16 protein-coding genes are annotated in these 21,991 nt (G+C 72.1%); 7 read left to right on the top strand and 9 right to left on the bottom strand.

The annotated features are described in order from the left end of the window. Positions 1–53: 53 nt before the first annotated feature. Positions 54–5,483 (bottom strand): CHAT domain-containing protein, encoded by a 5,430-nt coding sequence (locus ACFY0T_RS25795; protein ID WP_388874921.1) that lies wholly within the window; start codon positions 5,481–5,483, stop codon positions 54–56. A gap of 89 nt (positions 5,484–5,572) precedes the next feature. Here ACFY0T_RS25795 and ACFY0T_RS25790 point away from each other — a divergent pair, with 89 nt between their 5' ends. Then, positions 5,573–5,959: a hypothetical protein gene (locus ACFY0T_RS25790; RefSeq protein WP_388874918.1), complete on the top strand. Its 387-nt coding sequence runs from the start codon at positions 5,573–5,575 to the stop codon at positions 5,957–5,959. Between the two features lie 5 nt (positions 5,960–5,964). Beyond that, complete coding sequence (locus tag ACFY0T_RS25785; protein WP_388874916.1) at positions 5,965–6,777, top strand: hypothetical protein; 813 nt, start codon at positions 5,965–5,967, stop codon at positions 6,775–6,777. 105 nt (positions 6,778–6,882) lie between these two features. On the opposite strand, the gene ACFY0T_RS25780 is transcribed toward ACFY0T_RS25785, so the two are convergent. The 8 genes from ACFY0T_RS25780 to ACFY0T_RS25745 all read right to left on the bottom strand — a co-directional run bounded on the left by ACFY0T_RS25780 (position 6,883) and on the right by ACFY0T_RS25745 (position 18,565). Beyond that, entirely contained in the window at positions 6,883–8,889 is a 2,007-nt protein-coding gene (locus ACFY0T_RS25780; protein WP_388874913.1) for a beta-galactosidase, read from the bottom strand. After that, positions 8,886–10,271: a glycoside hydrolase family 36 protein gene (locus tag ACFY0T_RS25775; RefSeq protein WP_388874910.1), complete on the bottom strand. Its 1,386-nt coding sequence runs from the start codon at positions 10,269–10,271 to the stop codon at positions 8,886–8,888. Before ACFY0T_RS25775 ends, ACFY0T_RS25780 begins: the two co-directional genes overlap by 4 nt. A 28-nt stretch (positions 10,272–10,299) precedes the next feature. Then, the gene (locus ACFY0T_RS25770; RefSeq protein ID WP_388874907.1) at positions 10,300–11,187 is read right to left on the bottom strand and encodes a carbohydrate ABC transporter permease; all 888 of its coding nucleotides are present in this window, start codon (positions 11,185–11,187) and stop codon (positions 10,300–10,302) included. Continuing rightward, positions 11,184–12,167 (bottom strand): carbohydrate ABC transporter permease, encoded by a 984-nt coding sequence (locus ACFY0T_RS25765; protein ID WP_388874904.1) that lies wholly within the window; start codon positions 12,165–12,167, stop codon positions 11,184–11,186. Before ACFY0T_RS25765 ends, ACFY0T_RS25770 begins: the two co-directional genes overlap by 4 nt. Continuing rightward, the gene (locus ACFY0T_RS25760; RefSeq protein ID WP_388874901.1) at positions 12,164–13,477 is read right to left on the bottom strand and encodes an ABC transporter substrate-binding protein; all 1,314 of its coding nucleotides are present in this window, start codon (positions 13,475–13,477) and stop codon (positions 12,164–12,166) included. Before ACFY0T_RS25760 ends, ACFY0T_RS25765 begins: the two co-directional genes overlap by 4 nt. A 373-nt stretch (positions 13,478–13,850) precedes the next feature. Further along, positions 13,851–15,779: a copper resistance CopC/CopD family protein gene (locus ACFY0T_RS25755; RefSeq protein WP_388874898.1), complete on the bottom strand. Its 1,929-nt coding sequence runs from the start codon at positions 15,777–15,779 to the stop codon at positions 13,851–13,853. Between the two features lie 91 nt (positions 15,780–15,870). Continuing rightward, complete coding sequence (locus tag ACFY0T_RS25750; protein ID WP_388875166.1) at positions 15,871–16,482, bottom strand: GNAT family N-acetyltransferase; 612 nt, start codon at positions 16,480–16,482, stop codon at positions 15,871–15,873. Then, positions 16,475–18,565, bottom strand: coding sequence for a penicillin acylase family protein (locus ACFY0T_RS25745; RefSeq protein ID WP_388874895.1), 2,091 nt, complete (start codon positions 18,563–18,565; stop codon positions 16,475–16,477). Before ACFY0T_RS25745 ends, ACFY0T_RS25750 begins: the two co-directional genes overlap by 8 nt. Positions 18,566–18,642: 77 nt before the next feature. Between ACFY0T_RS25745 and ACFY0T_RS25740 the strand changes: the two genes are divergently transcribed. The 5 genes from ACFY0T_RS25740 to ACFY0T_RS25720 all read left to right on the top strand — a co-directional run bounded on the left by ACFY0T_RS25740 (position 18,643) and on the right by ACFY0T_RS25720 (position 21,722). Further along, positions 18,643–19,365 (top strand): siderophore-interacting protein, encoded by a 723-nt coding sequence (locus ACFY0T_RS25740; RefSeq protein WP_388874892.1) that lies wholly within the window; start codon positions 18,643–18,645, stop codon positions 19,363–19,365. A 127-nt stretch (positions 19,366–19,492) separates the two neighbouring features. After that, a complete protein-coding gene (locus ACFY0T_RS25735) occupies positions 19,493–20,086 on the top strand; it encodes an HhH-GPD-type base excision DNA repair protein (RefSeq protein ID WP_388874889.1) in 594 nt (197 codons plus the stop codon). A gap of 263 nt (positions 20,087–20,349) precedes the next feature. Then, positions 20,350–21,012 carry an HdeD family acid-resistance protein gene (locus ACFY0T_RS25730; RefSeq protein ID WP_388874886.1) on the top strand — a complete coding sequence of 221 codons (663 nt, stop codon included), beginning with the start codon at positions 20,350–20,352 and terminating at the stop codon, positions 21,010–21,012. Positions 21,013–21,113: 101 nt separating this feature from the next. After that, the gene (locus tag ACFY0T_RS25725) at positions 21,114–21,488 is read left to right on the top strand and encodes a hypothetical protein (RefSeq protein WP_388874883.1); all 375 of its coding nucleotides are present in this window, start codon (positions 21,114–21,116) and stop codon (positions 21,486–21,488) included. 51 nt (positions 21,489–21,539) lie between these two features. Continuing rightward, positions 21,540–21,722: a hypothetical protein gene (locus ACFY0T_RS25720; protein WP_388875184.1), complete on the top strand. Its 183-nt coding sequence runs from the start codon at positions 21,540–21,542 to the stop codon at positions 21,720–21,722. Positions 21,723–21,991 lie beyond the last annotated feature (269 nt).

Raw genomic sequence — 21,991 nt, 5'->3', positions numbered from 1 at the left:
CCGGCCTCGGCGTGAGCCCCAGCGGGCAAGAGGCGCGGCCGGGTCGCGGCCGCTCAGGTCCCCGCGTGGACGTAGGCCGCCCAGATGTGGGGGCGGTCGGGGATACGGCGGCGCAGCTCACGGACGGTGTGGTGGAGGGCGTGGGCCGGGCCGGCGGTGGGGGTGGCGGTCAGGCGGCGGTAGAAGTCCCGGGTGACGTGGTCCGCGTGGGTGCTGTCGATCTCCCAGAGGGTGCCGACCGCGGTGGGGAAGCCGGCGAGGAGGAAGGCGCTGGTGATGTGGATGGCCTCGTCCGAGAGGCGTTCTGCGGTACGGGCGGTGCCGCAGGCCGCGAGGAAGGCGAGGCGCGCCGACCGCGGCCGCGCCCGGCAGATCTCGAGAACGGACAGCGGCTCACCGCTCGGCAGGTGAAGCAGGGCGCCCGAGGGTTCCGTCGGGTCGGTGGCCGCGTGGCAACCGAAGTGCGCCCACGGGGTGGCGCCGAGCGCGGCCAACACGGCCTCCCGGGTCGCGGCAGCGCCGACCAGCGGCGCGGGTGCGCCGAGCAGCCCGGCGACGTAGCAGGCCGCCGCGGCAACGCCGGGCAGTTCGTCCTCTGGTGCGGCGACCAGGAGGGGGCTGGTGGGGGCGCCGGGGTCGCGGTGGTCTGTGTGTGCGCGGGGCGCGGCGTGGGCGTGATGGTCGGCGTGGGCGCGACGCTCGGCATCGCCACGGGACTCGGCAAGATCACGGCTCTCGACATCGTCGCCGGACTCGGCAAGATCACGGCCCTCGGCATCGTCGCGGGACTCCGCGGGATCACGGTGCCCGGCATGGCCGCGGTGGTCAGCTTCGTTGCGGTGCCCGACATCATCGCCGGACTCAGCGGGATCGCGGGACCCGGCGTCCTCGCGGGACCCGGCGGGACAGGGGGACCCGGCGGGATCGCCGGACTCGGCGCGGGCCCCGGCGTCGTCGCGGAACTCGGCGGAAGGGCGGTGCCCGGCATGGCCGCGGTGGTCAGCTTCGTCGCGGTGCCCGGCATCATCGCCGGACTCAGCGGGATCGCGGGACCCGGCGTCCTCGTGGGACCCGGCGGGACAGGGGGACCCGGCGTCCTCGCGGGACCCGGCGGGATAGGGGGACCCGGCGTCCTCGCGGGACCCGGCGGGATAGGGGGACCCGGCGGGATCGCCGGACTCGGCCTGGGCGAGGGCCCCGGTGTCGTCGCGGAAGTCGGCGGAAGGGCGGTGCCCGGCATGGCCGCGGTGGTCAGCTTCGTTGCGGTGCCCGGCATCATCGCCGGACTCAGCGGGATCGCGGGACCCGGCGTCCCCGCGGTGCCCGGCGTCACGGCCGGACTCGGTCTGGTGGCGCGCCCCGGCGTCATCGCGGGACTCGGCTCGGGTGCGGGCGTATGCCAGGGTCTGGAATCCGGGGACGTAGGACGAGACCACGGTGTCGAGGGCGGCGCCGCAGCCGTTGAGGGGGCAGTCGGGGAGCGTGCACTGCGCGGCGTGCAGCGGCAGGGCGTTGAAGGCTCCGGTGGGGACCCACCAGATCCGCGGCCACTGGCCTCCGTCGGGTACGGGGTCGTAGGAGCCGACGAGGTCGAGGACCGGGCACACGATCTTGTGCCACGTCCATGCCAGTGTCTCGCGGACCGTGGCCCCGGCGGCGATGAGCTGCGCCGGGGACGGCCTCGACGTGCCGTGCGCGTTGATGGCGTCGACGGCGTCGACCAGCCGCCGGGCCGTGTCGGTGATCTCGTCCGACGCGGCTTCGAGGCGGAGTGCGGTGATCGACCGGGCCGTCACGACGAGGGCGTGGCAGTGGCGTCGCGCATGGTTGAGCACGACGATCGGGCCGTCGGCCGCGAGGGAGCGCAGTTGTTCCGCGGTGAGCGGGCGCAGGAAGTCGTCGAAGCCTGGCCGGGTGCGGATGCGGTCGACCAGGTCGTCGAGTTCGCGGGAGGCGCGGAGCCTGGCGAGGCGGGACCATTCGGCGTGCCCGGGGGCAGCCGCCGGGTCGGGCGCGCCGGGCTCGGCGGCCGCCTCGGGCTCGGCGGCGAGCCGGTCGGTCAGCCGCTCGAACTCGTCGGCCAGTGCGGGGTGCGCCGAGCGCAGGTCACCGATGTCGGCGCGGGCCTCGATCCGCCGTGACAGCAACAGCCCGCGCCCGCGTTCGAGCAGTTCGGTGGCGCGGTCGACGTCGGGCCCGGCGACGGTGCGGAAGAGGGCGCCGGGCTCGGGCAGGGTGTCGGGCAGGCGCTTCTCCTCCAGCGCCACCCTGAGCTCGCTCGCGAGGGCGCGTGCACCGTCGGCGGCTTCGCGGCCGAGGGCGACCATGAGGACCAGCTCGATGATCGACCGGATGTCCCCCTCGAACGCCGTCAGACCGTGCTCGGCGGACTGCTGGTCGCTGCCCCGGTCGGTCACGTCGGCCATGGCCTCGACGGCCGCTTCGAGGTGGTCCAGGGCCAGGTCGAGACGCTCGCGCCCCACCGCACCCGCCGCAGCGCCGATTTCGCCGTGCGCCCGGAACCACACCGGGAGCATGGGGTCGCGCAGCGAGGTGGCGTCGGCGCTGCCGGACAGCCGGGTGCGGAGGGTCGCCATCATGGCGTCCACGGCGTTCGCGGCGGTCTGGGGCGGGGCCTCCGTCGGGGCCGCGGGTGGCTGCTCCGAGGAGATCGGAGGCAGGCGTCCTGCCCCGATGACACCGATGAAGGTACGCATCATGTCGGCCCAGTCGGCCGGTGCCTCCGCCTCGACGCTGCGGACCACTTCGGCGGCCTCGGCCACGAGACGCGCCGCGGACTCCGGGTCGGCGGCGCGGACCGCCACGGCGCGCTGTGTGAGCACCCGCATGAGCGTCGACGCGGTGAAGAGCCGCATCGGGTGACCGGCGGGGCACACCGCGAACGTTCGCCGGCACTGCTCGACCTGGTCGTCGGTGATGCCGGGCCTCGGACCGCCACCGGGCCCGATGCTGTCGATCAGGCCGGTCAGGGCATCGCCCATCACGTCGAGCCCCGGCGGACGGTTCCCGGCCCGCGCGGCCGCTCGAGCTGTGAGGTCCGTGAGCCGCTGCGCAAGGTCCCGGGCACGTGCGAGCTGGCCCGGTTCGTGGCCCAGTACGTAGTTCCCCATGGCATTGAAGAATTCGGTACGGGCCGACAGCACCGCCATGTCGAGGTCGGCGGGCGCCCCTTCGGCGGCCAACCCATCAGCGGCTGCCCCTTCGACGGGCAACCCATCACCGACTGCCCCTTCGACAGGCGCCCCTTCGGCCGCTGTCCCTCCGACGGGCGCTCCTTCGGTGGCGGTCCCTTCGACGGACGCCCCTTCAGCCGCTGCCCTTTCAGCGGCCGCCGAGGCGAGCAGTGCCGCCGCCTCACGCGCCGCCTCCGGGTCGAAGCGTCCCAACGACGAGGACGTGAGTGCGGAGGCGAGAATCTGATCGAGCCCTCCGGGGAGGTCGGGCGCGTGCGAGCGCGCGTAGCGCAGCAGCGATACGACCTCGTCGAGGCGCGCGGGATCACCGTGCACGGCGGCCTGCGAAGAGAGCGCGCTGCCGAGCGACGCGGCGAGGTACGCCCGCAGGGAGGGGTCCTCGCCCTCGGTGTCCGCGAGCAGTTCCCGCATGACTTCGATGTCGTCGCCGAGGTGTGCGGGGTCGTCCAGGCGCACATCGTCGAGGCGGGACAGGAGGGAGACCATCTTGGCCAGGTCCCGCAGGTCCGCCGCGTCGTCCCCGCCGGCCGCCCCGCCCGGTCCGCCTGGTCCCGTCGGCCCGCCGGTGTGGATCGTCCCGCCCGGTCCCGTCGACGCGCCAGTGTGGGTCGACCCGTCCGGCACGTCGGCGTGGACCGTCGCCAAGGCGACCGGCAGCGCGGCGTCGAACAGCCCACGCCGCAGCAGGCCGAGCGGCAGGAAGCCGTCCGGTGCGTCGGCCGCCACCTCGTCGGTCAACGACCTTGAATCCGCGGCGAGTTGGGCCGACCTTGCGGGTTCGGTCTCCTGCAGAGCCTGTCCGTGCGCTCCCGTGAGGGCGGCCAGCACGGCGACATAGGCGTGGCGACGCGGCTGGTCGGCGGGCAGTCCGGCCAGGGCGGCGCGGTACCGCGCGATCCGGTCGTCGGAGACCACGGCCGTCTCTCCGACGAGCGCGCCGAGGATGTCGAGGATTTCGAGGTCGATGTCCGGGACGTAGGCGCCGTCGGTTGCGGAGTCACCGTCGCCGCTCGCGGCCCGCTCCCTGAGCTGCTCCACGAGGTGGCCGAGCAGCGGCCCCGCATTCTGGAGTCGGGCCGGATCGTCGTCCTCGACCAGCTCCGCCAACCCCTGGACAGCGGACAGGAGTTCGGCGTCGGAATCGTTCACCACGCGCGTCACGTCGACGGTGGCGAGCAGTCGGGTCGCCTCGCGTGCCGCCGCGTCGTCGCCCCGCTCCTCGGCGAAGGCCGCGAGCGCCTGGCTCAGGGCGGCGGTGGCGACGGGATGGGCCGGGTGGTCGGCGGGGGTGTGGGCGAGCGCCGCGCGCAGCCGCCGGACACCGCAGGCGATCCGGCCCGCGTCGTGCTCACGTACGCCCGCGTCGGCGATGACCGAGCCGACGCGCAAGTGCTGCTCCCCCGGCCAGGCGACGGGTTCGGCGTGCAGCTCGCGCAGGAAGCGCAGCCCTTCGGCGGCCTCCGGCGTGAGGGCCCCTTCCGGGGCGGCCGCCACCAGCCGCTCGACCTCGGCGAGCGAAGGTTCACCGAGCAGCCGCGCGGCGTCCAGAAGGGTCCCGAGGGCGATCGCGCCAACCTCGACCACGTCACCACTCGCAGCCCCCTCAGCCGCCTCACCACCCTCGGCCCCCGCAGCCCCCTCAACCGCCCCCACCCCGACGGCCCGCAGCCGCTCGCACAACACCCCCGCGTGCCGAGCCGCCTCCGCCAACGCGTCCGGATCCGCCGCGAGTTCGAACCGCGTCACGCCGAGCCCGAGAGCGTGGAACGTCAGCTCGACGAACCCCTCGTGGTCCTCCGGCAGGAGCTGAAGTGCCGTGTCGCACCAGGCGAGCGCGCGGTCCAGCGCGGTCAGCCGGTCGGCCTCCGCGAGATCCGGCAGGCTGCCGACGGCATCGCCGTACGCCGAGCTGACGAGGTAGGCGAACCGTGCCTCGTGCCCCGTATCCGCGGGGTCGAAGGAGTCCCGCAGGGGCTGCGGAAGCAGCGCGCCCGCGGGGGCCCGCGGGCACAGGAAGCCGAAGGTGCTCAGCGCGATCAGTACGTTGCGCTGCGCGTCCGGGTCCTCGGAGCCCTGATGGCGGAGCCAGAAGGTCCAGCAGACGGCGGCGATCGCGTCGAGATCGATCGCCTCCTCGGGCGACGGCGCGGCCTCGCGCAGCAGGGCCAGCGCATCGCCCACCGCGTCCTCCCCGCGCAACGGCGCGGCATCGCGGGCGTTCTGAGCCGCTACGAGGCGGGCGACTACGCGGTCCTGAAGCTCAGTCATCGCGATCCTGAAGCTCAGTCATCCCTGATTACACTAATCTGATCGCACGTCAGAGAGCAGTGGTTCTCCGGACTTTCAGGGAGTCTGCGGTGGGGGACGGGGCGAAAGCGCTCAGGGTGTACGAGGATGCCGTCGCATACCTGTGCCGCAACGTCGACGCGGTACGCGTTCTGATCGGCTCCGCGCTCTGGGAGGCCCCCTTCGCGGTCGTCCAGGGCGGCGATCCTTCCACCGCCGAGTGGCGGGACGCCGTGCGCGCGCTGCACGACGCGGCCGAGGCGGCGGGGATCCCCGGCGGGCTCGGCCTGAGCTCCACGATGGGCGTGGGCGACTGGCCGTCCGCGCCCACGCCGCAGTCGGTCGGCTGGGTCTGCCCCACGGGCCGCTGTGCCCGGGTGGACCTGCGCGAGGGTGCGGTCCCGGAAACGCCGTCGTGTGCGTTGGCCGGCCGGCCGATGCGCCTGGTGGACGGCTGAGGGCAGTGGGACTGCTCGTCGAACTCCAGAAGCGCATACCCGACGGATGGTTCCTGCGGCGGTTGCTGCCCGCCGTGCTGTTCGTGGTGGTCGCGACCGTGGGCGGTGGGCAGCTCGGTCAGCACCACTGGGACGACCTCGGGCTCGCCCGCGAGCGGATCGCCGGTGCGCTGCGGCTGAGCGGCGGCCTGTCCGCCGACGCCGTCGCCTCCCTCGTGCTCGTCGCGGTGGCGGCGGTGGCGGCCGCGTTCGCGGTGCCCTTCGCCGCCGGCGCGATCGGCGCGCTGGCGTCGGGGGCCTGGCCCTGGTGGCTGATGCCGCTGGGCCGACGGCTGACCGCGTGGCGCGTACGGCGCTGGGCGCCTCCAGAGGAGATAGGCAGGGAAGCGGTCCGGGCGCGCGCCGCCGGACGGGAGCTGCGCGCCGACCGGCTCGACGCGCGCCGGGCCCGTACCGGACCGGCCCCGCCCAACTCCCCTACCTGGTCGGGCGATCGGATCCGGGCCACCGAGGCGCAGGTCAGAGCCGAGACGGGCATCGACGTCGGAAGCGAGTGGACCCGGCTGCTCCTCGCCGTGCCGGACACCTCCCGCGTCGCGCTGAGCGAGGCCCGCGACGCCTACGACGCGGCGTGCGAGGCGCTCGCCTGGAGCATCGCCTTCACGCTCCTCGGCGTCTGGTGGTGGCCGGCGGCACCCGTCGGGGCCGTCGTCTGGCTGGCCTCCTGGCGGTCGCTGCGCCGCGAGGTAGGAGCGCTGTGCCGCACCACCGAAGCCGTCTTCGCCCTGCAGCACACCAGCCACCCCACGCAGCCCTGAGACCCTGCCCGGACCCAGACCCAGCCCTGAGACCGGCCCGGCCCCAGCCCTAAGACCCGCCCGGACCCAGCCTCGCCCTCGCTGCCCGGACGCAGTCCCAAGGCCTCAGCTCCCGTGCGGCTCCCGTACGACCGCGATGCCGCCCGGCGGCACGGCGACCGACCCCGAGACCGGCTCCCCGGTGAGGAGTTCCGTCGCGTCGGCGGCGACCGCGATCTCGGCACCCCGGCCGCCGTGGTCGATCAGGAAGAGGTAGTCGGCGTGCGGGCCGCGGCGCCGGACCGCCTCGACGCCGGGCGGCGCGGCGGCGACCGGCTCGACGCCCGCCTCCGTACGGATCCGGGTCAGGAGGTCGGCCAGGGTGGCCGGGTCCGGGCGGGTGGCCAGGTACCAGGTGGTGCCCTCGCCGTACGTGTGGCGGGTGACCGCCGGGACGCCCGCCAGGGGCCCCTCCGTGTACGAGGTCACGGCCTCGGCGCCGGCGAGGCTCAGGCGCTCCGACCACAGCGTGGCCGTGCCGCCCCCGCTCAGGCCCACCGTCTCGCCGACCAGCAGCGGGAACAGCTCGTCGGACCGTACGCCGAGGGCCTCCCGGAAGGCGCCGGGGTAACCGCCCAGCCGTACATGGCAGTTCTCGTCGACGGCTCCGCTGTGGAAGCCCACCGCCAGCGTGCCGCCGCGCTCCGCGAAGCCGACCAGATTCGCCGCGCCCGCGTCGTCCACCAGGTACAGGCTCGGGGCCAGGACCAGCCGGTACGCGCTCAGGTCCGCGTCCGGGCGTACGAAGTCCACCGCGACGCCCGAGCGCCACAGCGGCTCGTACCAGTCCCGGACCAGGTCCTGGAAGCGGAGTTCGCCGCTCGGCTGGGAGGGCAGTTCCAGGGCCCAGCGGGCGTTCCAGTCCCAGACGATGGCCACGGACGCCGTGCCCGCGGCGCCGCGCACCTCGGCCAGGGCCTTCAGGTCCGCGCCCAGCGCCACCACGTCCTGCCAGATCCGGCTGTCCGTGCCCGCGTGCGGCAGCATCGCCGAGTGCCACTGCTCGGCGCCCGCCTTCGCCGCCCGCCACTGGAAGTAGGCGATGCCGTCGGCGCCGCGCGCCACGTGGGCGAGTGCGTTGCGGCGCAACTCTCCGGGATTCTTCGCCCGGTTGACCGGCTGCCAGTTCACCGCGCCCGTGGAGTGCTCCATCAGCAGCCAGGGGCCGCCGGCCAGCGAGCGTGTCAGGTCGCCGCTGAGCGCGATGTCGATCTCCGACTCCGGGTCGGTGGACTGGAGGTAGTGGTCGTTCGAGACCACATCCAGTTCCGGGGCCCAGCGCCAGTAGTCCAGCGCGTCGAAGTTGTACATCACCATGAAGTTGGTGGTGGCGGGGGTCGACGGGGCGGCCTCCCGCAGCACGTCGCGCTCCGCCGTGTACAGGGACAGCAGCTCGTCCGAGCAGAAGCGGCGCCAGTCCAGTTGGTGGGTCGGGTTGGGGACGGCTCCGGTGGCGCGGGGCGGCAGGATCTCGTCCCAGTCGTAGTACCACTGGCTCCAGAAGGTGGTGCCCCAGGCGTGGTTCAGCGCCGCCAGGTCATCGGAGTACCTGGCCCGGAGCCACTCGCGGAAGGCCGCCGCGCTCGTGTCGCAGTAGCACTCCGCGTTGTGGCAGCCGTACTCGTTGTGGACGTGCCACATCGCCACGGCCGGGTGGTCGGCGTACCGCCGCGCCAGCTCTCCCGCGATCCGCAGGGCAGCCTCGCGGTACGCCGGGCTGCTCGAGCAGAACGTCTGGCGGCTGCCGTACGACAGTCTCCTGCCGTCCCGGTCCACCGGCAGCGCCTCCGGGTGGGCCCGGAAGAACCACGCCGGCGGGGCCGCCGTCGGCGTCGCCAGGTCGGCGGCGATGCCGTGGGTGTAGAGCATGTCGAGGAGGCGGTCCAGGCGCGAGAAGTCGTACGCGCCCTCGGACGGCTCGAGCAGCGCCCAGGAGAAGATGCCGACGCTGACCATGGTCACCCCGGCCTCGCGCATCAGGCGCATGTCCTCGGCCCAGACCTCCTCGGGCCACTGCTCGGGGTTGTAGTCGCCGCCGTAGGCGATACCGGGGACGGACAGCGCGCGGTTCATCGGGCAACTCCCCCGAGCAGGCGGCGCGTTGTGGTCACGCCCCACTCGTCCAGCGACAGCAGTCGGTCGCTGGACGCCATCAGGCCGCCGGTGGCCTCGACGTGCGCGGCCCAGCGTTCGCGGGTCTCGACGGCGGGGCGGGCCATCAGGCAGTCGGGGTCGTTGACCCAGAGACGGCCGTGCTGCCACTGCCGACCGACACCCGTGAACTCGGCCGGATCCTGGCCGGGTTGGGAGTAGTCGTCGGCCTCGGGGCGGCGGTGCGGGGCCGTGTCGGGGCTGACGCGCATCGCGTCGAAGAGGCCGATGGAGGGGAGGATCGGCGCACCGCAGCCCAGCAGATACGCGTCCGGGCCGATCGCCTCGCGGATCACACCGATGCCGGCGCGGTACGCCGCCAGCGCGTCGTCCGAGGAGTGCCGTACGCCGTCCAGCGCGCCCGCGTACAGGAAGTCGACCTTGAAGTAGTCGTAGCCCTCGGCCCGCAGGGTCCTGAAGACGTCCGCCAGATACGCCGCCGCGTCGGGGTGCGTGGTGTCCAGGACGCACAGGTCGTGGCTCCAGTTGCGGCCGGCGTGCGCGAAGCCGCCCGCCGCGTCCTTGACCAGCCACTCCGGGTGCTCGGCGGCCAGATCGCTCGCCGGGTCGACCAGGAACGGCGCCGTCCAGATGCCTGCCCGGCGCCCCCGGGCGCGGATCGCGTCGGCGATACCCGCACGGGAGCGGAAGCGGCCGGACAACGTCAACCAGTCGCCCAGCGCGCTCTGGTAGCCGTCGTCGATCTGGACGACGTCGATGGGCAGGTCGAGCGTGTCCATCGCGCGGAGGTTCTCGTGGATGTCGTCCTCGGTGACGGCGGTGAAGTACTCGTACCAGGAGCACCAGACGGTGGGCGCCGGGCGCGGGGCGGCGAGGCCGAGGCCGTCCGCCCAGTCCGCCAGCACCGACTGGATGTCCCCACCGGTCAGCTCCCGCACCGGCCCGTCGGCGCTGACCTCGGCCCGGTCACCGCGCACCTCGAGGCGGATGGACGGCACGGTGTGCAGCGGGTCGGCGGCCGCCCACAGCCGGACCGGCGAGCCGTCGCCCGGGTCGAGCGCCAGCAGCCCCTCGCCCTGGAAGGTGCCGTCGGGCACGGTGTGCCCGGGCCGGTAGCAGACGGTCGCCCAGTTGTCGTTCGTCGGGCGATGGGGGCGCCCCCCTGCTCTGGGGGTCCCTCCCAGGCCCTTAAGGCACTGGGGGAGAAGCCGAGAGCTTGGGGGAGGCTTGTCGCCGAGGGCGTAGGCGCCGCTGGGGCTCCAGGACTGCCAGCCCTCCTCGTGGACCCGGGCCTCGGACGGGTCCACGGGCACGGAGGCGAGCGGAGTGAAGGGGTGGTGCACGGGGAGTTCTCTTTCAAGAAAAGGGCAGTCAGCCCTTGTTGGCGCCGAGCGTGAGACCGCTGACGAACTGGCGCTGGAGCACGAAGTACACGATCAGCGTCGGGATCGCGGTGAGCAGGGCGCCGGCGGCGACCAGGTTGGGGTCGGTGAAGTACTGCCCGGAGAGGTTCTTCAGGGCCGAGGTGATCGGCATGTTCTCGCCGGTCGAGATGAGGACGATGGCCCAGAAGAAGTCGTTGTAGATCCAGATGGAGAGCAGCGTCGCCAGGGCCGCCATCGCGGGGCGGCACAGCGGCAGCACGATCTGCCAGTACATCCGCCACACCGAGGCGCCGTCGACCAGCGCGGCCTCGGTCAGCTCGTGCGGCAGCATCCGCATGTAGTTGCTCAGCACGAAGGCGCAGAAGCCGGACTGGAACGCCACGTGGATGAGGACCAGGCCGAGCGCGGAGTCGTACAGCTTGCCGCTGACCGTGATGCCGGGCAGGTCGATGAGCAGGAACATGCGGTAGAGCGGGGTGATGATGACCTGCTGCGGCAGCAGGTTGCCCGCCGTGAAGACCAGCAGCAGCGCGAGGTTGACGCGGAAGTCGAACCGGCTGACGTAGAAGGCGACCATCGACGACAGGAACAGCGTCACCAGCACCGCCGGGACGGCGATCAGCAGGGTGTTGCCGAAGTAGTGCGCCATGTCCGACTGCGTGAAGGCGTTGGTGAAGTTGTCGAAGCTCAGCTTGTCGGGCCAGGAGACATAGCCCTTGGTGCTGGTCTCGGCGTACGGGCGCATGGCCGCGTACAGCGCCCAGAGCAGGGGGGCGAGCCAGGCGAGGGCGGCACCCGCGAGGAACACGTGCAACAGCACGCGGGCGGGCCGGACGGGCGCGCGCTTCTTGAGCGCGACGGTGGAGGTACTCACGCTCGCCGCTCCTTCCGGAAGGTGCTCACCAGGTACGGGATGATCACGACGAGCGAGATGAGGAGCAGGACGACCGCGATGGCCGAGCCGTATCCGATGCGGCTCGACTCGCCGATGATGTTGTCGGTCACGAGGATCGAGAGCAGTTCGGTGCCCTGGGCCCCGCCGTTGAAGACGTAGACGAGGTCGAAGGCGCGCAGCGACTCGATGATCGTGACGACCAGCACGATGGTGTTGGTGGGGCGCAGTGTCGGGAAGATGACGTTCTTGAACGTCTGCCACTCGTTGGCGCCGTCGAGCGAGGACGCCTCACGGAGCGAGGGATCGACGCCCTTCAGACCGGCCAGGTAGAGGATCATCATGTAGCCGGTGTGCCGCCAGGAGGCGGCGATGAGGATCGCCCACAGGTTGAGGTCCGGGTCGCCGATCCAGTCGATGTAGTGGCCGGGCTTGTTGGCCCCGATGAGGCTGTTGATCAGGCCGGTGTCGGGGTTGTAGACGAGCTGCCAGACGAAGCCGATGCACGCCATCGACACGACGACCGGCAGGAAGAACGCGGTCTGGTACACCCGGCTGAACCGGATCTTCTTGTCCAGCTGCACGGCCAGGAACAGGCCGAGCGGGGTCGGGATCAGGATCAGGACCACGAACCAGATGACGTTGTGCTGGACGGCGGGCCAGAACTGCGGGTTCTGGGTGAACAGCTCACGGAAGTTCTGCAGCCCGACCCACTTGATGGAGTCGAAGCCGATGCCGTCCCAGGTGGTGAAGGCGAGGGCGACCGAGGCGAGCGCGGTCACCCACACGAGCGCGATGTGCAGGATCGTCGGGACGCCCGCCATCAGGCCCAGGGTGAGCCGGTCGCGGCGGGTGAGGAGGCGCCGGTGTCCCTGCGGCCTCCTCTTCGTGTCGGATGCGGGGGCCGGAGGCGGCGCGACGGCCGCCTCCGGCATCTCAGCAGTGCTGGTGTCGGTGCTCATGAGGACGCGAAGATCGTCTTCTTCTGGCGCTCGATCGACGAGAGCAGGCTGTCGATGCTCTTGGGGTCGCGGACGAACTTCTGCAGCGCGGGCTGCATCACCGTGGAGGTGAAGTCCGGCCGGCTGTCGCGGTCCATGTACTGAGTGAGGTGCTTGGCGCCGCTGATGAGCTCGTAGCCCTTCTTCTGCAGCGCGCTGTACGAGGACGTGTCGGCCTTGGTGGAGGCGGCGACGACGTTCGGGTCCGACTTGAGGTAGATCTGCTCGGCGGCCGGGCTGCCGAGGTACTCCAGAAGCTTGACGGCACCGGCGTGGTTCTTCGGGGCCTTGCTGAGCATGAAGCCGTCGGTCGGGGCCTCGACGGTCTCCTGCCCGTACGTGGGGTCGATCTCCGGGAACGGGAAGAAGTCCAGGTCCTCGCGGTCGGCGGCGTTGGTGAACTGCTGGCCCACGAACATGCCCAGCAGGTACATACCGGCCTTCTTCGACACCAGCGTCTGGGCGGCGTCCTGCCAGGTGCGACCCACGGCGCCGTCCTGGTGGTACGGGAGGATCTCGGCCCAGTTGTCGAAGGCGGCGCGGGTGCGCTTGTCGGTCCAGGATGCCTTTCCGGCCATCAGCTCGACGTGGAAGTCGTAGCCGTTCGTCCGGAAGTTGATCTGGTCGAAGGTGCCGAGCGCGGGCCACTCGTCCTTGTCGCCGAAGGCGATCGGGACCAGGTTGTCCTTCTTCATCTGCTTGCACAGCGCGATGAACTGGGACCAGGTGGTGGGGACTTCATAGCCGTACTGCTTGAAGACGCTCTTCCGGTAGAAGATCGCCCAGGGGTACGTGTAGAGCGGGACGAAGTAGTACTTTCCGTCCTCGCCCTTGCTGAGCGCCTTCATCGCGTCGGGGAAGTTGCCCTCGATCGTCTTCCACACGTCGTCGATCGGGGTGGCGAGCTTCTTGCCCGCGAAGAACTGCATGCGGTAGCCGGCGAACCAGTTGAACACGTCGTCGGGCGTGCCCTGCAGATAGGAGTTGATCTGCTCCTGGAACGTGTTGTGGTCCTTGGTGTTCACGTCGACCGTGACGCCGGACTGCTTCTTGAAGGCCGCGTAGATGTCGGCGAACGCCTTCTTCGGCACGGCGTCCGACGCGTTGGAGCCGAGGGTGACGGTCTTCGGGTCACTGGCCGCGGTGCTGCCGCCGCAGGCGCTGAGCAGGGGTATCGCCCCGCCGAGCGCTGCCGCGCCGCCGATGCCACGCAGCAGGGTGCGACGGCTGGGACCCGGGACGGAGAGACCGGAGGGGGAGAGGTCGGGCATGTACGGCTCCTGACGGGCATGCGTTCGGTCGCGGGGAGAGCGGAGTTGAGCCAGATCGAAATCGACCAGAAATCAACTTGACCGAACATCGTGGGCGCAATAACAGCCGCATGTCAGGTTATACGTCAAGGGTTGCCAGGGCCATTTGTCGAAACGTAATCGACACAGCCCTGATCAACTCCGCTCACAAACGAAGGGCCCCACCCGTGGTGGTGGGGCCCTTCGGCGCTCTGTATCGCCGCAGATCCGGGTCAGTACGGTGGCGTCGGAGGACGTGGTGTCCGGGATCGTGTGATCCTGTGCGGTCCGGGTTGCCGATGTCCGGCCCGGGAGAGCGTGCGTCCACCAGGTACGCGGCCAGGTACGCGGCGGACTAGCCGACCTTCACCGTCTTGGAGACCGTGACCTGGTCGATGTCGCTGGTGCGCACGGTGACCTTCATGGTCCAGGTGCCGGCCAGCGGGAGCGTGAGGCCGTCCGTCCCCCAGTAGCCGCCCTTGTCGGTGAGCTCGGCGTCGATCGGGCCGACCTTCTGCGCGGCCAGCGTGAAGGTGAGTCGCAGTTCGGGGACGGTCGCGATGCCCCCGTCGGGGCCGAGGATCACGGCCTGCACGGAGTTCTCGCCCACCCGGCCGGGCGCCAGCTCGATCTGCACCTTGCCCTGCCCGCCCGGCGTACCGACGTCGAAGGGGACCAGCGTCGTCGACGACGTGGGCCGGTCGGCGGACGCGACGGAAGCGGCCGTCTCCGCGGCCGCCCGCCCCGGCTGGGTCCCGGTCAGCACCGTGGTGATCACCAGGACGACGATGCCGACGGTGACCTCGGCGAGGACGGAGCGGCGCAGCGCCCGGCGGTACGCGGACGCGTCGGAGCCAGCGGGTTCGGGGCTGGCATCGGCACCCCCGTCAGGGCGTACGTCGTCGGGGGCGGCCGTGTCCCCGTCTGCCGTGTCCCTGTCGGCCGTGTCCGTGACGGCCGTGTCCCTGACGGCCGGACCTCCGATCGGCTCGGGCACCCGCGCAGCAGGCACCGCCACCTTCTCCGCGGCCTTCGCCGTGACGGTCTCCGCGGCCTTCTTTGTGACGGTCTCCGTGGCGGTCTCCGCCACCATCAGCCGCCCCGTCCAGCGCCGCGAGTACGCCGCCCCCACCAGCAGGAGCAGCACCGCGCCCAGCTTGGCGACGAGGATCCTGCCGTACGACGTCGAGGTCAGGGCGTCCCAGGAGCCGAGGCCGCGCCAGGACTGGTAGACGCCGGTGGCGGCGAGGACGGCGACCGAGGCGAGGGCGAGCCGGGAGAAGCGGGTGACGACGGCGGTGGGAAGGGGCTCGGCCGGGCGGTGGAGGGCGGTGAGCAGGGCGGTCAGACCGCCGAGCCAGACCGCCATGGCGAGCAGGTGCAGCACAGCGGAGACCATCGCCACGGGGACCTGGATCCCGGCGGACGCGTGCTCGGCGACGGCCCAGGTGACCGCGAGCCCGAGGGCGAGCACCCCGCCGAGCACGAGCGCACCCCGCGCCTGCCCCCGCTCCCGTACGCGGACGCGTTCGGGGAGGAAGGCGGCCACCCCCAGCAGCACCAGCCGGGCCACCAGCGCCATTCCCGGCCTGCTCGTCAGCGTCTCGCGCAGGACCGCCGGGTCGAAGGCCGCGGTCACACCGGTGCCACGCTCGTAGGGGCCGCGCAGGAGCAGCAGCGCGAGCGTGGACAGCAGCAGGGTCCACCAGCCGGTCTGCAGCAGACGCCGCACGCTGCCCGGGAAGCCGCAGGCCAGCACGAAGCCGGCCGCGCCGATGAGCAGGGCCAGGCCGCCGTACGCGACGTAGCGGGCGGTGTCGTAGAGGGTGGCGGAGGCGGCGTCCGCGGCGGGCGCGACGGGCAGGGCGGCGGTGGTCGCGGAGGGTTTGCCGATGGAGAAGGTGAAGGCGCCGGAGACCGGGTGGCTGTCCGCCGAGACGACCCGCCAGGCCACGGTGAACGTGCCGGTGCCCAGGCCCCGCGGCAGGGTCACGCGGGCGGTGGAGGACCGGCCGCCCGCGCGGCCGGGCTTGCCGGTGTGGACGCGCCGGTTCTCGGGGGTGAGCACGCGGAAGGAGTCGTCGAGGAGGCCGACGGACTCGCTGAACGTCAGCGTGACCTGCCGGGGAGCCGACTTCAGCACACTGCCGTCCCGCGGATCGGTGCCCGTCAGCGCGGCGTGCGCGGACGCGCCGCCCGCGCCGCCGAAGAGGACAAGGACCAGGACACTGATGAGCAGGCCCAGGCCTCGCAGGACGCGCCGCCGGTCTCGCTGTCCGCTCACACGCCGTCTCCGTGTCTCGGTATCCGCGTTTCCAGAGTCTTGGATACGTACGGACGAACCCGGCACCGTGCTCACCCGTCGCAGCGGGAGATTACTCCCGGAACGCCGCCTCCCTGGTGAGGAAGGCGAGTTGGGCGCGCTTCTCCGGCAGATAGACGTCAGGAAGGTCGATTTCGGGCAGCACGACCGCCGGTCCCGCTTCGAAGCCCTGCCGCTTGAAGCGGGCGATCGCCTTCTCGTTGCGCTCGTCGGGATCGACCACGACCCGCTTCCGGTCCAGGCCGCTCAGCACGTACGTGGCGATGGCGGCCAGCAGTGAAGAGGAGAAACCCGGCCGCGCGCCACCGGGTCCGGCCGGGCCGATCAGCACATGGATGCCGATGTCGCCCGGCTGGACGTCGTAGCACTCGCTGACGCGGTCGGCCTCGGGCTCGTACGTCTGGAAGAGCGCGGCCGGTTCGCCGTCCTTGACCGCGAGGAAGGCGTGATGGGTGTCGAGCGAGTCGAGATGGACGTACGTCTGAAGGACCTGCTCCTTCGCGAACCCGTTCATCCCCCAGAACCCGGCCCGCTCCTGCGTCACCCAGCCGTGGACGACGTCGAGATCGGCGTGCGGGTCGAGGCGCAGGATCCGGACGGTGCCGAAGCCGTCGACGAGCTGCTCGTGGACGGCCGCGCGGTCGGAGGCGTACGGCTCACTCATCATGGTTCTCCTTGGTCAGCGTGTTCCAGTCGGTGGTCACCGGGGCGAGATCTCCCTTGAGCCACAAGGCGAGTTGGTCGCGGTGGTGGTCCGAGCCCGCGACGCCGTCGGCGCCGAGGGGAACCACCCAGAGGCTGTTGTCGCGGTCGGCGAGATCCCAGACGTAACGGGCGGCGGGGCCGCGCGCGCTCAGATCGGTCACGCCGGGCACCGCCGAGGTGCACAGCACACAGTCGTGGTCGCCGGAGAGCCCCGGAGCCTCGTACGAAGGGTCGGGGAGCGCACGCCAGGGGGCGAGCCGGTGGGTGTCGCCCCAGGTAGTCGGCGTGCGGCCCGCACCCGAATCCGCCCTGTCCGCCGCCACCTCCTCGACGGCTTCCCGCACAGCGGCGTCGCGGTCGATGCCGTACAACTCCTCGGCCTTCAGCAGGTTTTCGAGGGCGAGGCCGACGCGTGGGGTGAGGGCGAGCCAGGGCAGGAAGACCTCCGGGTACGCGGGCGGGTCGGCCAGGACGGCCAGCGCGGGGTGTGCCGCGAGCCGCCGTACGACCGCGCCGCGCACCGCCGCGTACGCCGCCGCGTCGGTGCTGTCGGCGTCCATCCGCCGGTCCCAGCACAGGAGTTGCTCCCTGAGCGCGACCGCCTCGGCGCTGAGCCCCGCCTCCTCAAGGGCGGCCAGTCGGTCCAACAGGGCTGCCGCCGAGGCGAGATGGGTGTCCATGTGGAGGGCGGGCATGGCATCGGCGGACCACTTCTCGTGCGGTGCGTCGAGGAGGTGGCGGATGCGGGTGGCGCGGTGCGGCGGGGCGAACTCGACGCCGAGCGGGGTGGCCGGTCCGCGCTGGTTGGCCATCACGGCGACGCCGTCCTCGACGGTTCCGTACGGCATCTCGTGCCAGCCGAGCCACTCGTGCCCGGGCTCCCAGGCGGCCACGATCCGCGTGCGGTTGTCCTCGCTCCGGACCGGGACCCGGCCCGCGACCCGGTGCAGCTGCCCGCCCTCGGTATCGGCGGCCTGCACGACGTTCACGGGCTCCGCCCACAGGTCGAACGCCCGGTCCACATCGGCGACTCGGCGGGCGCGCAGCAGCGGGAGGAGCGCGCTGAAGCCGAGGTCCTCGGTGACGCGGGGCGGATAGCGCAGGCTGACGGCCTCCTCGGCACCGGCTCCCCCGATGACCACGGGCCCCCGTCCGGTCTCGATCACCTCGACCTCGACGGGCTCGCCCCCGGCGACCTCGACGGTCTCGACGTGCCGGGCCGCGGGCCGCCACGTGCCGTCCGGATCGAGGACCTCAAGCGAAGCACCGCTCGGCCTCAGGCGCTCCCGATACAGGTCCTGATAGTCGGCCATCGCGTTGGTGATCGCCCAGGCGACCGTTCCGGTGTGGGCGAAGTGGGCGATGCCCGGGACGCCGGGGACGGCGAGGCCGACGACGTCGAACTCGGGGCAGGAGAGGCGGATCTGCTGGTAGACGCCGGGGTCCTCGATGAAGCGGTGCGGATCACCAGCGATGACGGCCTGCCCGGTGACGGTCCGTTCGCCGCTCACCAGCCACCCGTTGCTCCCCGAGGTGCCGGGGCCGTCCATGGCGAACAGCTCGACCGCGTCCGCCCCCAGCCGCCGTACGACCTCCTCCCGCCACAGCTTGGCCGGGAACCCGGCGAACAGGATGTGCGTGCCGAGCCATACGCCGAGCGGACTCCAGGGCTGCCACCGGCCGGGGGAGAGCCCGGTCGCGGCGAACTCCGGCGCGCGCCGAGCCCCGTCCACGAGCCCCTCATTGACCCCTTCCACATACGAGACGACCCACGCGGCGGTCTCGGGGTCCCGTCTCTCCAGGGCGGCGAAACAACGTCTTGCGGTGTCGTAGAGCCGGGCCTGACGCGCGAACCGGTCCCAGGCGACGGCCTCGGCGCCGAGGAAGGCGGCCGAGGTGCCCTGCGAGCGGTGCCGTTCGACCTCCAGCTGCCAGGCCCGGTCCACGGCGGTGATACGGCCCTGGGCGTGGGCGAGTTCGCGTGCGCTGTCCGCGCGCAGGTGGGGGATGCCCCAGGCGTCACGGTAGATCTCGACGGTCACGATCCATCCCCACTCTTCTCAGGTTAGGCTAACCTAACTCTCATTCGGCGAAATCGTACGTGAGAGGTGAAGACCGCATGGGCCAGGGTCACGGCTGGGAGGGCGCGGTCCTCAAGTTGCTGCGCGCCAAGGACTTCACGTTCACGGTGACCGGCGCCGAGGACGTCACCCCGCACTACCGGCGGCTGCACCTCACCGACGGCGGCATGCTCACGGCGACGGGGGTCCACCCGACGATGTGGGTACGGCTGTGGTTCGACAACGCGGGCAAGCCGCACCAGCGGGCGTACACCCTGGTCGACCCCGACCCGGCGGCCGGGACCTTCAGCCTGGAGTTCGCCCTGCACGAAGGGTGCGCGAGCGACTGGGCGCGGGCGGCGAAGCCCGGGGACACGATCGAGGCGACGGTCCACGGCACGGGCTTCGAACAGCCCAGCCCCGCCCCCTCCCACATCTTCGCCATCGGCGACCCGGCGTCGCTGCCCGCGCTCAACTCCCTCCTCGGGGCCCTGGATTCGGCGCCGGCGACCATCTGGTTCGAGGGCACGACGGACGGCCTCCCCTTCCGCGCGGACCCGGCCCGGCACGAGGTACGGCACGTGCCACGGCTGAACTCCGGCGCACACCTGGCCGAGGAAGTACGGGCCGGTCTGCCCGACCTGCTGAAGGGCGAACCGGATCCGTACGTGTGGATCGCCTGCGACACCGCGACGACACGGGCCCTGTCGTCATATGTCCGCAAGGAGCTGGCCGTTCCCCGGCAGCGGACGCATGCGCTGGGGTATTGGCGGGCTACGTAGCCGGGGTACCGGCGGGCGACGTAGCCGGGGTACCGACGGGCTGCGTGGCAGAAGCCCTGCGGGCAGGTCCGGCACCGCCGAGAGCCGTGGCCGAGCAGAAAAGGCAGGGTCGGGCGATTATCGGGGCATGGACGTCACTCTTCATCTCGCCCAGGATCCCGAAGCCGACGAGCTCCTCGGCCGCAGTCACCTCGCCGCTCTGGTCGGCATGCTGCTGGACCAGCAAGTTCCCATGGAGTGGGCGTTCAAGGGGCCGGCGACCATCGCCAAGCGGCTGGGCGCCGACGACCTCGACGCGCACGAGATCGCGGCCTACGCCCCGGAGGCCTTCGCCGACCTGCTGTCGGAGAAGCCGGCCGTGCACCGCTACCCGGGGTCGATGGCCAAACGGATCCAGCAGCTGTGCCAGTACCTCGTCGAGCACTACGACGGCGATGCGAGCGCCATCTGGGAAGGCGTCGACACCGGTCAGGAGCTGCTGAAGCGGCTGGAGGAGCTGCCCGGGTTCGGCAAGCAGAAGGCCCAGATCTTCCTGGCCCTCCTCGGCAAGCAGCTCGGCGTACGCCCCAAGGGCTGGCGCGAGGCCGCGGGCGCCTACGGCGAACCGAAGTCCTTCCGCTCCGTCGCCGACATCACCGGGCCCGAGTCCCTGGCCAAGGTCCGCGCCCACAAACAGGAGATGAAGGCGGCCGCCAAGGCAGCGAAGGCCTCCGGCCGATAGCCCCGCGAGCTCCGGCACCCGGCATCGGTGCCGAACCAAGTTTTCTCGCTCCCTCCGCCCCTACCCATTCCCGTCCCCTGGGGGCTGCGCCCCCAGCCCCCCCTAAAAGATTGCGCAGTTCCCACTCACCCGCAGCCGACAGCCTGGTACGGGACGGGCAGGGGCGGAGGGGGCGAGAAAACAAGGCGTGCGCCGGGTCAGGGGCATCCGCCGCTTGGGTCTGCCCGGTGGCGGTCGGAGGTGGGGCGTTCGCAGCATGGGGCATGACCGAGCCACCGAGCGGCTCCCCCCGGGGGCCGGAGTACGACGACCGTCGCGTCCACGCGGCGAGGGACCCACGCGACCCCATGGGCGAGCCCCAGGCGGAGGGACCCCTGCACCTCCTCTCCCGCACAGCCTGGCAAGCCGTCCTGGTCGCCGGAATCGCCACCCTGACGCTGGGCGTACTGGTGCTGGTCTGGCCAGGCGCCTCGCTCCTCGCCGCGGGAGTGCTCTTCGGGCTCTACCTGATCTTCAGCGGCGTCCTGCAACTCGTCTCCGCCTTCGGCACCCACGCCGCGACCTCCCTCCGCGTGATGGCCTTCATCAGCGGCGCCCTGTCGATTCTGCTGGGCCTGTTCTGCTTCCGCGGCGCGATGCAGTCGATCCTGCTGCTCGCGCTGTGGATCGGCATCGGCTGGCTGTTCCGCGGCATCACCCAGACCCTCGCCGCCGCGTCCGACCCGAGCGTGCCGGCCCGCGGCTGGCAGGTCTTCCTCGGGATCGTCAGCTCCCTCGCCGGCATCGTGCTGATCGTGTCCCCGTTCGAGTCGGTCGCCGTCCTCACTCTCGTCGGCGGCTGCTGGCTCCTCGCGGTCGGCGTCGCCGAGATCATCACGGCGTTCCGGATCCGCTCCGGCGCCCGACGCGTTCCCCACGCGCTGTGACCGCCCCCGGCGTCAACTCCGCGCCCCCCAGGTACGCCAACAGGGCGGATCTCCCGGCCAACCCGATGAACCACCGGCCTCCGGCGGGGAGATGACCTCTTATGAGCCCCACCCCGCGCCCACCGCACCCGCTGCGCCGGTGCGCGCGATCGCGGGGAGGGGCTCCCTCACGCGCTTGGCTGCGGATTCTCGTCCTGCTGCTCGTCGCGATACTCGCCACGGGCGCCCACCCCGAAGCGCTCGCCGCGTCCGCCGCCACCCCCACGGCCACCGCCGAATCCGGCACCGCCGAACACGACGTACTCGACACGGCCCTGCGCCCGCCCACCCGCCAGGGACACCGCCCGCTCACCACCCTGCGCCCGGACGCGGAACACCCGGAGCGGGAGCCCCGGCCCCGCCCCGTAACGGCACCCGCGCCGCCCTCGTACTCCCCCACCCTGCACTCCCTCCGCTGCGTGGTCCTGCGCTGCTGACGGACCCGGCTTCCGGACCGGTCCCTCACCAGCGAACACAAGGACACCCCCATGCCCAACGACCCCTACGCGGTCCTGCGCGCCCTCCTGCGCGCAGAGGCCGTACGCAACGCACCGAAGCCGGATCCCCGACCCGAGCCGGACGGACACCAGACGGACGGACCGCGCGCAGACGGGCAGCTTCCGGGCGGACAGCAACCGATGGCGCCCATCAAGGAAAACGGCCGCGACTGATCGCGACGGCGACCGCCTCCCCGGAGGCGGGGCGGTCGCCCACCTCCGACACCTACCTCCGACACCTACCGCCGACGCCGAGCCGTCCCGAAGAGCGACCGGGTGATCTCCCGCCCGGTTGCCGAGCCGGCCGGGCGCGCGCCTGGATTTGTCGTTCGACACGCCCGGCGCAGAAATGCCCGACAACATCACCCTTGATGTCGGCGAGGAAAGCGGTGGCGGGAGCCGTCCCGGAAGCGGCGGCCGGGGCCGGCCCGGAAGCAGTGGCC

Source organism: Streptomyces sp. NPDC001530 (genome assembly GCF_042894545.1).
In the GTDB taxonomy this organism is placed as follows: domain Bacteria; phylum Actinomycetota; class Actinomycetes; order Streptomycetales; family Streptomycetaceae; genus Streptomyces.
The sequence above is the reverse complement of the archived record's forward strand: the minus strand, read 5'-3'. Positions and strand labels throughout refer to the sequence as shown.